Source organism: Streptomyces sp. NPDC005706 (assembly GCF_040631045.1).
GTDB lineage: Bacteria > Actinomycetota > Actinomycetes > Streptomycetales > Streptomycetaceae > Streptomyces.
On record NZ_JBEXYS010000038.1, the window covers coordinates 1 to 14440 of the forward strand.

Below are 14440 nucleotides of genomic sequence, written 5' to 3' on the forward strand. Positions count from 1 at the left end.
CCGAGGGTGTAGCCGAAGCCCGGCTCCAGCGGCTCGATCACGAACCGGGAGCGGAACTCGTCGACGACCTCTTCGGTCAACGAGGGACGCTGAGCAATCAGCATGACGTATTGCCTCCAAGATGGGGCGCCCGCTATATGACGCCGTGGACACGGGTAAGGGTACGGGCGGTTCGGCCCGCCCACGATGCCGAACCGCCCACGGACCACTCCGGAAGCAATCTGTCTCCCTGCCCGAGATCGCCACCGTGCCGGTTATCCGGGCCTCGAAACCCGCGACCGCTGGGAGGGATCCTGGGATGCCGGGTGATCAGGACCGCCGGCCGGGGCAGCCGCACGCAGCGCCGCTTCGACCCGGCGGTTGCTGGTCATCGACGCCGTCACGGCCGTCATCGCCAGAAGGAGGACGGCGGCAGCGTAGAGCGGGGTGCGGACGTCGTAGGTGGTGGCCAGCCAGCCGCCGAGGAAGGCTCCCATGGGGGCGGCGCACATGGCCAGCATGCGGGAGGTGGAGGCGACCCGGCCCATGAGATGGGCCGGAACAATCGCCTGCCGGAGGGAGGGCCCGAGCACCATTGTGGCACCCATGCCGGCCCCGCAGACGGCGAGCGCCAGCCCGGCCACGTACGGGTTCGGGGCAGCGGCAAGGCCCAGGATGGCAAGCCCTTCAACTGCGGCTGTGCACGTCAGGGCGGTGCCGGTGCCGAGTCGTCGGCCAAGACAGGAGGCGACGCCCGCACCGAGCAGACCGCCGGTCGCCTCCGCCGTCAGGAGCAGGCCAAAGCCGTAAGTGCCGATGCCGAGGCGGTCGTGCGCGAAGAGGGCGAGGACGGTCTCCACGGCGAGGAAGGCGACGTTCCCGACCGCCGGGCGGAGCGCGAGCCCGAGCAGCACCCGGTGCCGGAAGACGTAGGAGGCCCCGGCCCGCGCCTGCCGAATCAGCGACTCGCGGACCTTCGGCACGGGCCGGGGCATGGCGGGCAGCGACCGTACGAGCAGTGCGGAGAGCATGAACGACACCGCGTCGGCGAGCAGCGGAACCGCCCGTCCGAGCGCGAGCAGCGCACTGCCCGCAGGCGGCCCCGCGAAGCCGGACATGGCGGTCTGGGCTCCGCGCAGTCGAGAGTTGGCCCGCTCCAGGAGTGCGGAGTCGCGACCGAGCAGATCCGGCAGATAGGCCGTGGCGGCCGTGTCGAAGAAGAGCCCGCCGAGGCCGAGCAGGAAGGCGACGGCCGCAAGCAGCCCAATGCTCAGCACGTCGAATACGGCCGCTGCCGCCGGTACCGCGAGCAGCACCGCACGCGCCGCATCCATGACCCACATCGTGCGCCGACGGTCCCAGCGGTCCACCAACGCACCACCGAGCACCCCGAAGAGCAGCCACGGCAGCGTCCCGGCGGCTGTGACGGCGGCGAGCGCCATCGGATCCCGCGTCAACGTCAACGCGAGCAGCGGCAGCGCGGCGTGCGACACCCCGTCACCGAGCGAGGACACCGTCTGCGCAGTCCACAACCGTCCGAACCCCGTCGGCAACTTCCGTAAGCCTAAAGTCACTTGGCGCCCTTCTCAGCCTGCTCGCGCGGTGCCGGGTGGAACAGTGCGAAGACCAGTGACGCGTCCGGCATCGACGGATCGGACAGTTCCCGGTACTCGTCCGCCAGCGCCTGCAGCCGCGCCCCCAGCTGCGCGAACTGCTCCTCGGTAAGCCGCAGATGCGCCATCCGCACGTGCCGCTCGCCATCCACCGGCGACGCCTCCAGGTCCGCCACCGCATGCCGCATCAGCACATCCGGCCCTCCCTCACCCGGATCCGGCAATACGATCGCCCGCGCAGCCATCGCGTAGTACCGCTCGGTGACACCCCGCACCTTCCGCGTCCGTACCACCTTCACCAACCCGGCCCGCTCCAACAGCCGCACGTGATAGCTGGAACTCCCCTTCGCGAGGCCCACCCGCTCGGCGATCTGCGTAATCGTCGCCGGCTCGAAACGGAGCACGGCCATGATCCGGTGACGCGTGAGATTGGAGACGGCGCGCAACTGCTCGTCCGTCGTGACGTGAAACGTCTCGGGAAGATCATCGGTAGTCACACCAATAATGGTCAACGGTTCTTGACCATTGGGCAAGGGGTTTTTACGCGAACCTCCAAAACCCGCTGCCCGACGCGCCCAACCTTCTGTCACGCCCCCACCCGCTGCCGATCCGGGGATCGCGGCCAACGCGGCGAGCCAAAGTCCCGCACGAGCTTCGCTGAGGCGTCCCCAGCCGCGGCAGCGGCAGCATTCGGCGGCCTCGCTGCTCGGGCGTGGAAGACCTCTCGCGAGGCGAACGCCACGGCTGCCTTGCGACAGCACACCATCGAGGCAGGGCAGGTTGTCGAAGAGTTGGCGCGTCACATCTCGGGGCAGTGACTGATCGTTTCAATATGAGCTGGTGGGGCGGGCGGAACGCTCGGCGTCGGGATATGCCGTAGGTGAGCCGCCACGAACGGTCACCGACCGGTGGATGACCGCCCTACCCCGGTCTGCGCGTCGGCTGCCGCCAGCACGGTGTCAGCCAGTTCTGCGGAAGACTGTCCGCGGCCCGCGTCGATGCGATCCAGGCCCAGCCTGTCGATGGCATCGATCATGAGGGTCTGGTAGCGCTCAGTGCGGGCCAGGAACTTGTCCATGAGGACCTGTTCCTCGTCTGTGGCTGCTTCATAGCAGCCCGCCGTGTGAACGCGGGCGCGTACTACGGAGTCGTCGGTGGTGAGCCATACGGCGGCCGTGCGCGGGACGTGCAGCCTCGCGACGCGCATGGGCCAGAGTGCCGACCCCTCCAGAACCAGGCCCGTCCTGATGTCAGGCGGGCCGAGGCGCGATGCTCACGGCGCGGTAGGCGTACCCGTCTTGCTTGAAGCCAGGGGCTTCCCACGTGAGGTCAACCTGCTGTCCGGGCGACAGCGTGCGGAAGCCGGTCAGCTGGATGTCGGAGTAGTGGCCGAAGCAGCCGCCGGGAGTCTCGGGGGAGTCGAGCACGCCCCACCCTTCCTCGTCGTTCCACTCGCGGACAGTCGCAGTCACCATGGGCAGCACCATACGGCTTTCGTCTGCGCCGGCGCACTTGGTATCTCAGCTTGGGAAGCTGCGGTCCTTTGAGGCCGGTTCGGGCGCTGACCTGCGCGAACGGCGACATGGCGGGTTCATCGGGTGGGGCGATTTCCCCCGCGACTCCCCGCTTGCTCTGGTGCCGCTGTGTGCACGGATTTCAGCCCTCGAGTCCGAGCGCCGGCTCGATGATGCCGCCCCAGGCACGATGGCTCCACGGGTTGCCCTCGACACCGAGGCGTGCCGCGACAACATCATCCAGCCGCAGAGCCGTCGACGTTAGCCAACGCTGGTTGTCGTTGAGCGCCCCCGCACGGCCCACAGAGGGCCCGACTGCTATTCGCGCCCACGCCAAGTTCTGGGCTTGCTGGCGTACGTCGTACGGGGCCTCTCGACACCAGGCACGCCCACCACTGCCGGGCCAAGAGTGCGCCGGCGGCCATCGGCAGGGCCAGCACCCCGCGGGCAGAGAGTTTGCGGTCTGGCCTCGTCCTTCTCACGTCGATCACGGCAACCCGGAAAGCCGGGTGCTGCACGGCGTGGCCGCTCAGCTCCGGTCGCCGTACTCCACCTTGGTCAGCCCGTGTGCGCGGCTGTTGGTGACAGGCGTTGATGTCAGACATCAACGGACCCCTTGACGGGTTTCTTGCGAGGGGCCGTCAGCTGTTGCTCGGGGTTGGCAGCGGTCGGTCCCCGGCGCGGGGTTGCTTTCCCTCCCTGCTGTACGGAAACCGGACGCGTCATGTACAACATCGCCATGACGACTCAACCGACGCGGACAATGTGGTGAGCCGAGACCGTGGTCTTCGTTACCGTGGCCGGCGCGACCCTCACGGCGATCGCTTTCCTGGTGTCTTTGGCAGCCGGAGGCCGTCACGTGACCGTCGACGGCGTGCCGTCGGTTCTGTTGATCGCGCTGTCCATCGGCGTAGGCATCTTCGTGAGCGGCCGGTTCAGAGCGTGGGGGTTGCGTCGCAGAGCCGCGTGCCACACACAGCTATGACCCCGCCGCCTCCGCGTAATGAGCAGTGAGAACGGCCCCTACCAGGTACATCGGTCGGGGGCCGTTCTCGTGTCCAGCTATGCTGCCCAGCAGCACCGAGTCATGCTGGTAGGTCTCGTGCAACAGGGACGAGCGGCGGGTGTGGTCGTAGTAGTCGTACTCCCACTGCCATCAAGGCAGATCCCCCCGGAGTGGCTCCGCATCAGTCCGCGCACCAACAGCCCATTGGGTAAAAGGAACAAGGTAGAACCATGGGCCTGGTGGAGTGCCTCAAGGCGTTCGATATCAGGAGCGGCGGATCATTTCCTTGATCTCGGACAGCTTCTTGTCGGAGTCGACGTTGACGACGATGATGTCGTCAGATGCCTCGTTCAGCGCGAGGGCGATGCTGGGATCCACTCCCTTGATCGCATAGGCAGTCGTCGAGGTCGGCGCCGTCTTACCGTCGCTGTCATCGCTGGGGCTGTCGTCGCACGGCGGAAGTATGGCAGCACCGAGCTTGTCCCCTACGGTGAAACCTTTGGCTTCTGCGCCCAAGTAAACCCGTCGTAGCCGGTGCCGGTGAGTTGCGGCTCCCTGCATGTGCTGTTGGCCCGAGCAATCACCCCTGACGTGAATGAACGGTTCGCCCTTCATCCACCAATCGCAGCATGATCCGTCAGGCTGGACACTAGCGAAATGTTCGGGTCGTCACCGGGTGTGGAGACTGCCGGTGTACACGTCCGTACGGTTCAGTGGTGAGCCGGAGTGGGTCTCGGTGAGCACCGCCCGTACTCCCCTTCCGTCGGCCACCAGGCCTTGGTAGTCGCCGAGGAAGTAGCCCCCGGCGAACGGCGCCTGCAGCCAGTCGAAGACCCGCGAGATTCGTCGTTCGGTCCGGCGCCTCGGGTCTCCGTGCGGCAGTGTGGCCAGCTGGTAGGCGGTGGGCAGGGTGGTGGTGTCGCCCGGCTTGAGGAAGCGCAGGTCGTAGTAGGTGAGCGCGACTGTGCCGCGCTCGTCGACCGCGATCGACGGCGAGAAGGCCGGCACGCCTTCCGGGCTGATCAGGCCGGGGGTCCCCCAGGTGCGTCCGCCGTCGGTGGAGCGCACGAGCTGGACGGAGTCGAACCTGCCGCCGGAGAAGTCCGAGCCCTCGTAGGCCATGTACAACGTGCCGGTCCTGGGGTCGACGGCCGGACTGGGCAGGGTGGCCGCGGCGCGCAGCGCCTTCGTGGGGTCGTTCGGATCGACCTCCGGTACGGAGGTGTCCCGGGCCACGGTCGCCGGGGCGCTCCAGGTCTTTCCGGCGTCGGTCGACGTGACCATCTCGTAGTGGGCTTCGATGACGGTGCTCAGGTCGTCGGAGTAGGTGATCCGGTCGAAGAAGTCGTACAGGGCGCCGGTGCGCCGGTCGGCGACGATCACATGGCCGATGGTCTGCGTGTTGGGCACGGCGCTGGTCTCGACGAAGGGGCGGCCCTTGCTCCAGGTGCGGCCGCCGTCGCGGGTGAGCGCGATGTAGCCCGGACCGTCAAGGGAGCTGGGGCCGGGCGGGTCGTTGTCGAGGCGGTTCCAGACTTGGTAGGCGGTGCCCGCGCGGACCGGGTCGGCGGTCAGCGAGGGCTTGTCGTTGAAGAACGGCTGCTCGTCTACGTGGGTGGTGGTGGGGTTCTGCCAGGTGCGGCCGCCGTCGCGGGAGGTGGCGGCCAGAAGGCCGCTGCGTGTACTCCTCGTGAAGTCGACGCCCTCTCCGCCGGCGTAGACGGTACCGTCCGGGCCGGTGCTCACCCAGGGGTCGGAGGCCCGTTCGAAGTCCGCGCCGCCGGGGGCGCACAGGCTGAACGGCAGCGTGCTCCGGTGGAAGGTGTGGCCGTCAGTGGTCCAGGCGGCCGCCAGGCCACGAGCGCCGCCGTCGTTCCAGCGGTCCTGCTGGAACACGGTGACCACGCGCTTGGGGGCGCGCGGGTCGACGGCCACGTACGGTTCGACCTCGGTGCCCGGGTAGACGATGCTGTCAGGAGACCTCGCGCCGATGGTGCAGTCCGCGTACGGGTCACCCTGGGACACCTTGATCAGTGGTGTGCCGTCGGGGTTCCGGTCTGCTGCGGCGGGGTTCGCGCCGGTGACCGTGACGAGCAGGAGTGCGGTGGCGGTGACGGCGGTCAGGGGCAGGCAGACGCGCATGCGGGAGCTCCTCCGGGCCTGGCGGCCGGGGTTACGGGACATCGAGGCGGCCTGGTACTGGAGGTGTACTGGACCGACGGGGCGGGGCGACTCCGCTTGATCCTTTTCGGCGTTGCGGCCGGCGCCCTTGATGGGCCGAACGGGGAGTCCTACCCGCGGCCGTCGAGAGCATGGCGGAGCCGACCGGCGGCGCACCGTGCCGGTCGGCTCATTGGTCGTGCTGCTGTGGCGCCACTTCGTAGTGTGATGGGCGGTCAGGGCATCGGCGAAGACAACCTCGATGCGGGCAGCGGCGCGATCATCCCCCGGGCCGGAGTAAGGCCACGTCGTCGCATGCCCCCACCCACACTGCCCGCTACGCCCTGTCCGGCGCTGCTGGACCAGGCCACTCAGGGACACACGAAGCGCCGGAAAGTGGTCAGGCGCTCCCACGCGTGCGTGCAAAGTGGGTCGTTGCTAAGCCTATAAGGCAGCACACAAATGGTTCGCCTGCCAGGCCGCACTCCACCTGGAACCGACACTGACCGATTCGACGGAGCCTAGCCGGTCCGTTCGGCAAGAGCGACGATGATTCCCGAGGGACCGCGGAGGTTGCAGAGTCGGTACAGGTTCTCGTACTGCGCCACCTCGCCGAGGAGTTCGGCGCCATGGCGGCGCAGGCGGCTGATCGTGTCGTCGATGTCGTCGACGGCGAACATGACACGGTGCAGGCCCAGCGTGTTGGGTGGCGAGTTGAGCGGTCCGGCAGCGATCGCCGCGGGGTTGTGGAACCTCGTCAGCTCCAGCTTGCTGTGGCCGTCCCGTGTGCGCATCATCGCGATGGTGCTGCGGACCCCGTAGATGCCGACGGGCGCGGGTCTCGTTGTCGCCCGCCGCCTGGAGCTATGCGCTGACTGCCCACATCCGTGGCCTGGCCACCGCCCCATGGGCGGTCACCTGGACCGGCAGCACGAGGTCGGCGACCTCCTGGGCCCTCCCGCCCACCGTTCATCAGGGCGCATCGCCGGCGGCGGGGTACCCGCTGCGCGGCACGGTCCGGCCGCGGCTGCGGCGCCCGCTGAAGTCGGTGTCGCACCGCAAGAACGGCAGGGGGTCATCGACCCATGTACGGCCCGGACGCTTTGCGCAGCCGTGTTCAGGCACCGTTGCGGATCGCCGTGAGGAGGCGAGCGCAGCGTGCGCTCATGTCCTGCGCGGACAGTTCGGGATGCGAGATCCACCAGCCGAGCAGCGCGCTGACCGTACCCGTCCAGACGTGCTTGAGCACGTCGGCGTCCAGGGCGTCGTCGTTTCCCTGGACGTGCAGCAGTGCGGCCGTGCCGGTGGCCGCCAGTTCGTCGATGGCCTCGCGATGGCGACGGGCCACACACCAGGGTTCGGAGCCCGGTGGCAGGGTCCGGTCGTACAGCACGAACCAGGCGTGCCGCTGCCCTTCCAACGCCCGGAAGAGGGCGGTGAGCACTGTGTGGGGCAGCCTGGCCTCCGGCGGGTTCGAGGCCATGGCCCGGTCGATCGTCTCGAGCAGGTGCGGGCCGATGCGATCGAGACAGGCCATGCAGAGGCCGTCCTTCGAACCGAAGTAGGTGTACAGCAGGGGTTTCGTCACGCCCACGCGGCGGGCGATCTCCGCCATGGACGCTGCGGCGTATCCGTGCCTGCCGAACTCCGCAACGGCGGCGTCCAGGATCTGCTGCTCCCGGTAGGCCCGCGGTACGCCTTTGGTACCGGCACGCGTTCCGGGGCGGTTCCGTTCCCGAGCGCCGTCCAGTGGATCCGGCGGAGTCGAGGATCTTGCGGTTGCCATGAAGGAACTATACGTTGCAGTAACTTACCAAGAGGTAAATTACCGAAAGGTCAACTCCGTGGCCGACAGCCCTACCAGGAAGGCACCATCGACCGGCACTACCCCCCGCCGTTCCTGGTGGGGCTGGGGCGCCGAGAACAAGGCACTGTCCGACGCCGAGTGCACCGCGCTCGGGCGCTTGCTCCCCGGCGCAGCGCCCACTCCGCTCCCCGTTCCCGACGTCTCCGCCCTCGCCCTGCCGAAAGTTCGCGTGGAACCGCCTACGCAACTCGCCCCGTTGATGTCGGCCGAGCCCTGGGACCGCGCCGCGCACACATACGGCAAGGCGTACCGCGACGTGGTCCGCGCACTCCGTGGAGACCTCGCAGCAGCACCCGACCAAGTCGCCCACCCCCGGACCGAGCAGGACGTCATCGACATCCTCGACTGGGCGGCCGACGCCGAGGTGGCCGTAGTGCCGTTCGGTGGCGGCACTTCGGTCGTCGGCGGAGTCGAGTACCGCGCCGACCGGCATCGCGGCGTGGTGTCCCTGGACCTCTCAGCGATGAACCAGGTGCTGGAGATCGACAGGACCAGCCGCGCAGCACGGATCCAGGCCGGTGTCCTGGGCCCCTCCCTGGAGGCGCAACTGCGACCGCACGGACTGACCCTGCGGCACTTCCCCCAGAGCTTCGAACACTCCACTCTGGGCGGATGGCTCGCGACACGGGCGGGCGGCCACTACGCCACACTCCACACCCACATAGACGACCTCGTGGAGTCGCTGCGCGTCGTGACCCCGGTCGGCATCAACCAGTCGCTGCGAGTGCCGGGGTCGGGCGCGGGCCCTTCCCCCGACCGGCTGTTCCTGGGGTCCGAAGGTACACTCGGCGTGATCACCGAGGCCTGGATGCGACTCCAAGAACGCCCCCGTCACAAGGCTTCGGCCACGGTTCTCTTCCACGACATCCACGCTGCCATGGACGCGGTGCGCGCCATCGCGCAGTCGGGTCTGCATCCAGCGAACTGCCGACTCCTCGATCCGGGGGAAGCCGCCCTGGCCGGCATCGCACAAAAGGGTGAAAGTATCCTCGTCTTGGGGGAGGAATCGGCACACTTCCGCGTTGAGGAACGCCTGGCCACCCTCGTCGCCCTCGCACGAGACCACGGGGGCACACCCACCGCGAGGGAATCCGGCGGCGCGGACACTGCCGCGAACACCTGGCGCTCGGCATTTCTGAGAATGCCCTATCTCCGCGACGGGCTCGCCCGTATGAGCGTGATGAGCGAGACCTTCGAAACAGCCTGCACCTGGGACCGCGCACCGGAGTTGTACGCATCGATGCGCAGCGGGCTGGCCGAGATCGTCAAGGAGGTGGCGGGCACGGCCGGCACCATCAACTGCCGCTTCACACACGTCTATCCGGACGGACCCGCGCCATACTTCACCGTGATCGCACCGGGCAGGCGCGGCTCGGAAGTGGCGATGTGGGACGAGATCAAGTCCGCGACCATGAGCGTCCTTCACGACCACGATGCAACCGTCACCCACCACCACGCCGTCGGTCGCGACCACCGGCCCGGCTACGACCGCCAGCGCCCCGAACCCTTCGCTCTGGCTCTGCGCGCCGCGAAGCAGGCGCTCGACCCGGCCGGGATCCTCAATGCGGGTGTGCTGCTCGATCCTGCCTCATCTCATGATGTCGACGACACGGCCGCTTCCATGCCGTCCGAACGGCACAAGTGATCCGCTCGGGACAAGGGCCGGGCGGACGGGGCACCTGCGTCACGGATGACAAACGCGGGTCGTCACCCGACGAGCACGGAGCCCAGTTGGGCCATCAGCACGCCTACCGGCCGTTGTGACAGCGATCGAGACGTCGGGCAAACCGCCCTCGGGTACTCACCGAGGGCGGTGCGTTCGGTGGAGTCGGCTGAGGGACGGGTACGGCCACCGCTGGTCATCGGTGTGTGAAGACTGAAGGTCATGCGGTGGCCGCGGGTCACAGCGTGGACCTTACCCACTGGCAGGAGGCGTTCGAGGTCCTGATGGGCCGGATGCGGGCTGGTTCCCGCGGGCTGAGCCCCGGCGCCGGGTGCGGGACTCGGCGCGAGGGCTGCTGTCGGACCTGCCGCGCAAGAACTACTGAAGCATCGCGGAGTGGGCCAAAGCGGGGACGTGAAGAAGGGCAGGCACACCGTCGGTGTCCCGCGCCAGTACGCCGGCACGCCGGGAGGACCGAAAACGCGCATGCCGCTTTCTACCGAGTGCGAGAGCACGCCTCGTCCCGGATCAACGCCTGAAGACCTCCTGGAACGGTGACGAACCTTGCACGCCAAGCAGTCACCCGTCAAGATGGTGACGTGAACCCAGACCATGTCTTCGTATGCGGAAATCCGGCTCTCGACTTCGCGGCCACCCTCCGCGCCCGGCGCTCGACCCGGTTCGACATGTTCGCGACGCCGGGACGGCTCAACGCCTGGTATCTGGAGTCCGGCCTGGTGGACACGATCACGCCCGCCGGGGAGGACGACGTCCAGGAGGCGATCACGGTTCGCGAGGCCATCTACCGGCTCGTCACCGACCGGCGTCTCGGCGAGGGATTCAACCGGGAGGCTCTCGCCGTGCTCAACGGCGCCGCACGCAAGGCGCCGGCGACGCCACAGCTCACCCTGGGCGGCCGGCACACGGAGGCCACTCCCGTGCGGGCCCTGGCCACTGTCGCCCGCCAGGCCGTCGAACTGCTCAGCGGCCCGGACGTCCCCCTGCTGAAGGAGTGCGGCAACCCCGAGTGCACCCGGGTCTACATCGACCGCTCGCGGGGCATGCGGCGCCAGTGGTGCGGCATGGAGGCCTGCGGCAACAAGATCAAGGCGGCGGCCTACCGGGCGCGCAAGAAGACCGCACCCGCGACAGCCACGCACTGACCTCAGGAGCTGTCGCCGCCGAGTACGGGGTCGGGGACCGCAGCGAGGGAGACTTCGCCGCCGTCTGCATGGGTAAGCGTGACCTCGGCGGTAATGCCGGTGCTGGTGAGGCGCTCCCCCACGACGCCGACGACCGCGGTGTGGCTGACCATGACCGGCTTCCCCGACTGATCGGACGTGGAAGGTCTTCGCTCGCCTGTCGGCCATGGCGCTCCTCGCCGCGAGGCCCCATGGCAGCAGCCTTCGTCACTGACCGATACGGTGACGGCGCTCGGGGCACCTGCGGTTGCGCGCCGCCGACCGGTCGGCCGGTCCCTGTCAGAGGGTGATGGTCTTGTACTCGGTGTACGTGCCGAGGCCGACCGCCCCGTACTCGCGGCCGATGCCGCTCGCCTTGAAGCCGCCGAACGGGCCGTCGAAGGCTACGAAAGCGCCGTTGACGGTGATGGTGCCTGTGCGGACGCGGCGGGCGACGGCCAGCGCCTGCTCCTCGTCGGCGGACCAGACTCCGCCGGAGAGGCCGTACTCGGAGTCGTTGGCGATACGCACGGCATCGTCCTCGTCGTCGTAGGCGATGACCACCAGGACCGGGCCGAAGATCTCCTCCTGCGCGATCCGCATGGAGTTGTCGACGTCGGCGAAGACGGTGGGCGTGACGTAGTTGCCCTTCTCCAGACCCTCCGGGATCTGCGGGCCACCGGTGACCAGGCGGGCGCCCTCCTCGATACCGAGCCGGATGTAACCGCGCACCCGCTCCTGCTGGTCGGGGCGGATCATCGGGCCGATGAATGTGTCGGGGTCGCCGGGGTCGCCGACCTTCAGCGACTCCACCAGTTCCTTGATTCCGGCCACGACTTCCTCGTAGCGGCTACGCGGGGCAAGAATCCGGGTTTGGGCGATGCAGGACTCGCCATTGTTGAGCAGGGAGCCGAACTTCACTCCCGCGATGGCCTTTTCGATGTCGGCGCCGGGCAGGATGATCGCGGCGGACTTGCCACCCAACTCCAGGCTGACCCTCTTGAGCTGCTCGCCGGCGATCGCGGCGATACGACGGCCGGCCCGCGTCGAGCCGGTGAACGCGATCTTGTCGACCACCCGGTGCGACACCAGGTACTCACTGGTCTGCCGGTCCGCGGGCAGAACACTGATCGCACCCTCGGGCAGGCCCACCCGCTCCAGCAGCTCGGCGAGGAAGCCCATGCTCAGCGAGTTCTCCGGGGACACCTTCAGAACCACGGAGTTTCCGGCGAGCAGGGCAGGGATGATCTTCGAAGTAGCCGACGAAAAGGGGGAGTTCCACGGAATGACCGCGGCCACGACACCGACCGCCTCGCGACGCACCACACTGCGAACCGTGGACGCGGGGTCGGAGGGTGCGAGCGTCTCCTCCCAGCCGAACTCCTCAGCCGCCTTCAGGTAGGCGTTCGCCTGCCGCGTGAGGCCGGGCTGCCCAGCACGGGTGAACCAGCCGGCCGAGCCGCTCTCCAGCGAGATCAGGCGTGCGATCTTCTCTGCGTTGTCCTCACGAAGCCCGTTGAACTGCCGTAGTACGGCGATGCGTTCATCAGGTGGGGTCTGCCGCCACTCGCCCGACTCGAACGACGCTCGCGCCGCGGCGAGCGCCTGGTCGACGTCGGCGGGTCGCGCCTGCGCGGCACGGCCCACGACGGACCGGTCGTGCGGCGAGGCGATGTCGAGCGGCTCGGGGTTGCTCGGCTTCACCCAGGAGCCTGCGATGAAGAGCCGGTCGTAGGTGATCACGTGTCTTCTCCTTGGACGCTTTCGACTCGGGTCGCTCGGACACTTGAAGCGATCAGCGAAGTGCCACATTACTGTAGCATTTCTTGTATCTAGGTCCACATGTACGAGTCGGAAGCGTGGCCCGTCGGCTTGAACCGCATGCTTGCCCACGACGACGTCCGCGCCCGCCGCGAGGCCTGCGTCCAGGAGATCGACACCCTTCTTAAACGCGCCGCCGACGAGCGCATGCTGCACCCCGACACCGCGAAGCGATGGGCCGGCGCACTGCTGCCGCAACTGGTGGAGCCGGCCTCGCGCCAGCTCGGGCGCATGAACCCCGGACGGACGGCCGACGTCGTGGTCGAGGCGTATCCGCACAGCATCGGCGCTCGCACCCTCATCCGCACGAACGGCCATGCGTCACCCCTTTGACAGGTGACGCCGCTTGTGTGAGGGTCAACGACGCAAGGGCACCGAGGTCACACACCACCGATGAAGCTGCCAGACTCCGCGGGCTCGGCTCAGGTCCGTTCAGGGCACTTCAGTCACGGTCACGGCCACCGGAATCGCATGACGGAAGGCTCCTCATGATCAACAGGCGCACCTTCAGCAAGGCCGTCGGCTTGAGCACCGGCGCGGCCGCGGTCTCGCTGTCCGGCCGGCAGACCAGCGCGGCCGCCGCACCCATCGCCTCCTCTACCGCATCCACCGCGAGCACCACGCGCCAGGCGGGCAGCGCTTCCGGACCCACGGTTCCCACCATCACGCCCGGCACCCAAACCGAGTTCAGCACGATCAAGCAGGTCAAGGCGGGCCTGCCTGCTCGACATCGGATACGCGGAGGCCGGCCCCGCTCACGGCCCGGTCGTCATCTGCCTGCACGGCTGGCCGTATGACATCCACAGCTACGTCGACGTCACCCCGCTCCTGGCCGACCTGGGGTACCGCGTCATCGTCCCCTACCTGCGCGGCCACGGCAGCACAAGATTCCTGTCCCGCCACACCCCCCGCACGGCAGAGCAGTCCGCCGTCGCGCTGGACATCATCGCCCTGATGGACGCCCTCGAAGTCGAGAAGGCCGTTCTCGCCGGGTTCGACTGGGGCTCACGCACCGCCGACATCATCGCCGCGCTGTGGCCCGAGCGAGTCAAGTCCCTTGTCTCGACCAGCGGTTACGTGATCACAAAGATCAGCGCGCAGCTCGAGCCCGCGCTCCCGGCCGTGGAGCACAACTGGTGGTACCAGTGGTATTTCGCACTGACCGGGGGAAGAAGGCCATGGAGAACGTCGACCACCGCATCGCGCTGTGCCGTTACGTGTGGACCCTCGTCTCCCCCAACTGGAACTTCGACGACGCCACCTTCGAACGCACCGCCCAGGCCTTCATGAACCCCGACTACGCCGCCATCGTCCTCTTCAACTACCGCTGGCGCATCGGCCTGATCCAGGGTGAGCGCCGTTACGACCGCTACGAGAAGCCGCTCGCGTCTCAGCCGCCGATCGCCGTACCCACGATCACCCTCGACCCGGCCCTGGACCCCTTCACGCCGCCCGGTGCCGGCTCCACCTACCGCGGCCACTTCACCGGCCCTTACGAGCACCGCACCATCACAGACATCGGCCACAACCTCCCGCAGGAAGCACCGACCGCCTTCGCACAGGCCGTGGTGGACGCCGACCACCTCTGAGAGTCGGCGGAAGGCCTTCGGCAGCACGTATGCACGACCGGGAGAAG

At 68.3% G+C, this 14440-nt stretch carries 12 protein-coding genes and 5 pseudogenes; 5 read left to right on the top strand and 12 right to left on the bottom strand.

Going from position 1 to position 14440, the window contains the following annotated elements:
- The 9 genes and pseudogenes from ABZ478_RS34850 to ABZ478_RS34890 form a co-directional block, all read right to left on the bottom strand.
- Nucleotides 1–104 (bottom strand): annotated as a pseudogene (locus ABZ478_RS34850) (DNA-directed RNA polymerase subunit alpha); the annotation flags it as partial.
- A gap of 150 nt (nt 105–254) precedes the next feature.
- Nucleotides 255–1553: an MFS transporter gene (locus ABZ478_RS34855; protein ID WP_359556021.1), complete on the bottom strand. Its 1299-nt coding sequence runs from the start codon at nt 1551–1553 to the stop codon at nt 255–257.
- Nucleotides 1550–2089, bottom strand: coding sequence for a winged helix-turn-helix domain-containing protein (locus tag ABZ478_RS34860; protein ID WP_359556024.1), 540 nt, complete (start codon nt 2087–2089; stop codon nt 1550–1552). The genes ABZ478_RS34855 and ABZ478_RS34860 overlap by 4 nt, the downstream gene beginning before the upstream one ends.
- 401 nt (nt 2090–2490) lie before the next feature.
- Nucleotides 2491–2832: pseudogene (locus tag ABZ478_RS34865) on the bottom strand (hypothetical protein); the annotation flags it as partial.
- 10 nt (nt 2833–2842) lie between these two features.
- Nucleotides 2843–3067, bottom strand: coding sequence for a cold shock domain-containing protein (locus tag ABZ478_RS34870; RefSeq protein WP_359556026.1), 225 nt, complete (start codon nt 3065–3067; stop codon nt 2843–2845).
- 1309 nt (nt 3068–4376) lie between these two features.
- Complete coding sequence (locus ABZ478_RS34875) at nt 4377–4727, bottom strand: DUF6281 family protein (RefSeq protein WP_359556029.1); 351 nt, start codon at nt 4725–4727, stop codon at nt 4377–4379.
- Between the two features lie 54 nt (nt 4728–4781).
- Nucleotides 4782–6254, bottom strand: a complete 1473-nt coding sequence (locus ABZ478_RS34880; protein ID WP_359556032.1) for a sialidase family protein — start codon at nt 6252–6254, stop codon at nt 4782–4784.
- Nucleotides 6255–6793: 539 nt separating this feature from the next.
- Nucleotides 6794–7102 (bottom strand): annotated as a pseudogene (locus ABZ478_RS34885) (VOC family protein); the annotation flags it as partial.
- Between the two features lie 287 nt (nt 7103–7389).
- Nucleotides 7390–8058 (bottom strand): TetR/AcrR family transcriptional regulator, encoded by a 669-nt coding sequence (locus ABZ478_RS34890; RefSeq protein ID WP_359556035.1) that lies wholly within the window; start codon nt 8056–8058, stop codon nt 7390–7392.
- Nucleotides 8059–8116: 58 nt separating this feature from the next.
- Here ABZ478_RS34890 and ABZ478_RS34895 point away from each other — a divergent pair, with 58 nt between their 5' ends.
- The 3 genes and pseudogenes from ABZ478_RS34895 to ABZ478_RS34905 all read left to right on the top strand — a co-directional run bounded on the left by ABZ478_RS34895 (nt 8117) and on the right by ABZ478_RS34905 (nt 10965).
- The gene (locus tag ABZ478_RS34895) at nt 8117–9784 is read left to right on the top strand and encodes an FAD-binding oxidoreductase (RefSeq protein ID WP_359556037.1); all 1668 of its coding nucleotides are present in this window, start codon (nt 8117–8119) and stop codon (nt 9782–9784) included.
- Between the two features lie 277 nt (nt 9785–10061).
- Nucleotides 10062–10287, top strand: a pseudogene (locus ABZ478_RS34900) (hypothetical protein); the annotation flags it as partial.
- A gap of 114 nt (nt 10288–10401) precedes the next feature.
- The gene (locus ABZ478_RS34905) at nt 10402–10965 is read left to right on the top strand and encodes a CGNR zinc finger domain-containing protein (RefSeq protein ID WP_359556039.1); all 564 of its coding nucleotides are present in this window, start codon (nt 10402–10404) and stop codon (nt 10963–10965) included.
- Nucleotides 10966–10967: 2 nt separating this feature from the next.
- Here ABZ478_RS34905 and ABZ478_RS34910 read toward each other — a convergent pair whose 3' ends face one another.
- Entirely contained in the window at nt 10968–11117 is a 150-nt protein-coding gene (locus ABZ478_RS34910; RefSeq protein WP_359556042.1) for a hypothetical protein, read from the bottom strand.
- Between the two features lie 166 nt (nt 11118–11283).
- On the bottom strand, nt 11284–12726 hold the full coding sequence (locus ABZ478_RS34915) for an aldehyde dehydrogenase (protein ID WP_359556045.1): 1443 nt from the start codon (nt 12724–12726) through the stop codon (nt 11284–11286).
- A 99-nt stretch (nt 12727–12825) separates the two neighbouring features.
- Between ABZ478_RS34915 and ABZ478_RS34920 the strand changes: the two genes are divergently transcribed.
- Nucleotides 12826–13137, top strand: coding sequence for a hypothetical protein (locus ABZ478_RS34920; RefSeq protein WP_359556047.1), 312 nt, complete (start codon nt 12826–12828; stop codon nt 13135–13137).
- A gap of 109 nt (nt 13138–13246) precedes the next feature.
- On the opposite strand, the gene ABZ478_RS34925 is transcribed toward ABZ478_RS34920, so the two are convergent.
- Nucleotides 13247–13504, bottom strand: a complete 258-nt coding sequence (locus ABZ478_RS34925) for a hypothetical protein (protein WP_359556170.1) — start codon at nt 13502–13504, stop codon at nt 13247–13249.
- On the opposite strand from ABZ478_RS34925, the pseudogene ABZ478_RS34930 reads away from it, so the two are divergent.
- A pseudogene (locus ABZ478_RS34930) lies at nt 13392–14393 on the top strand (alpha/beta hydrolase). The gene ABZ478_RS34925 and the pseudogene ABZ478_RS34930 overlap by 113 nt on opposite strands.
- Nucleotides 14394–14440 lie beyond the last annotated feature (47 nt).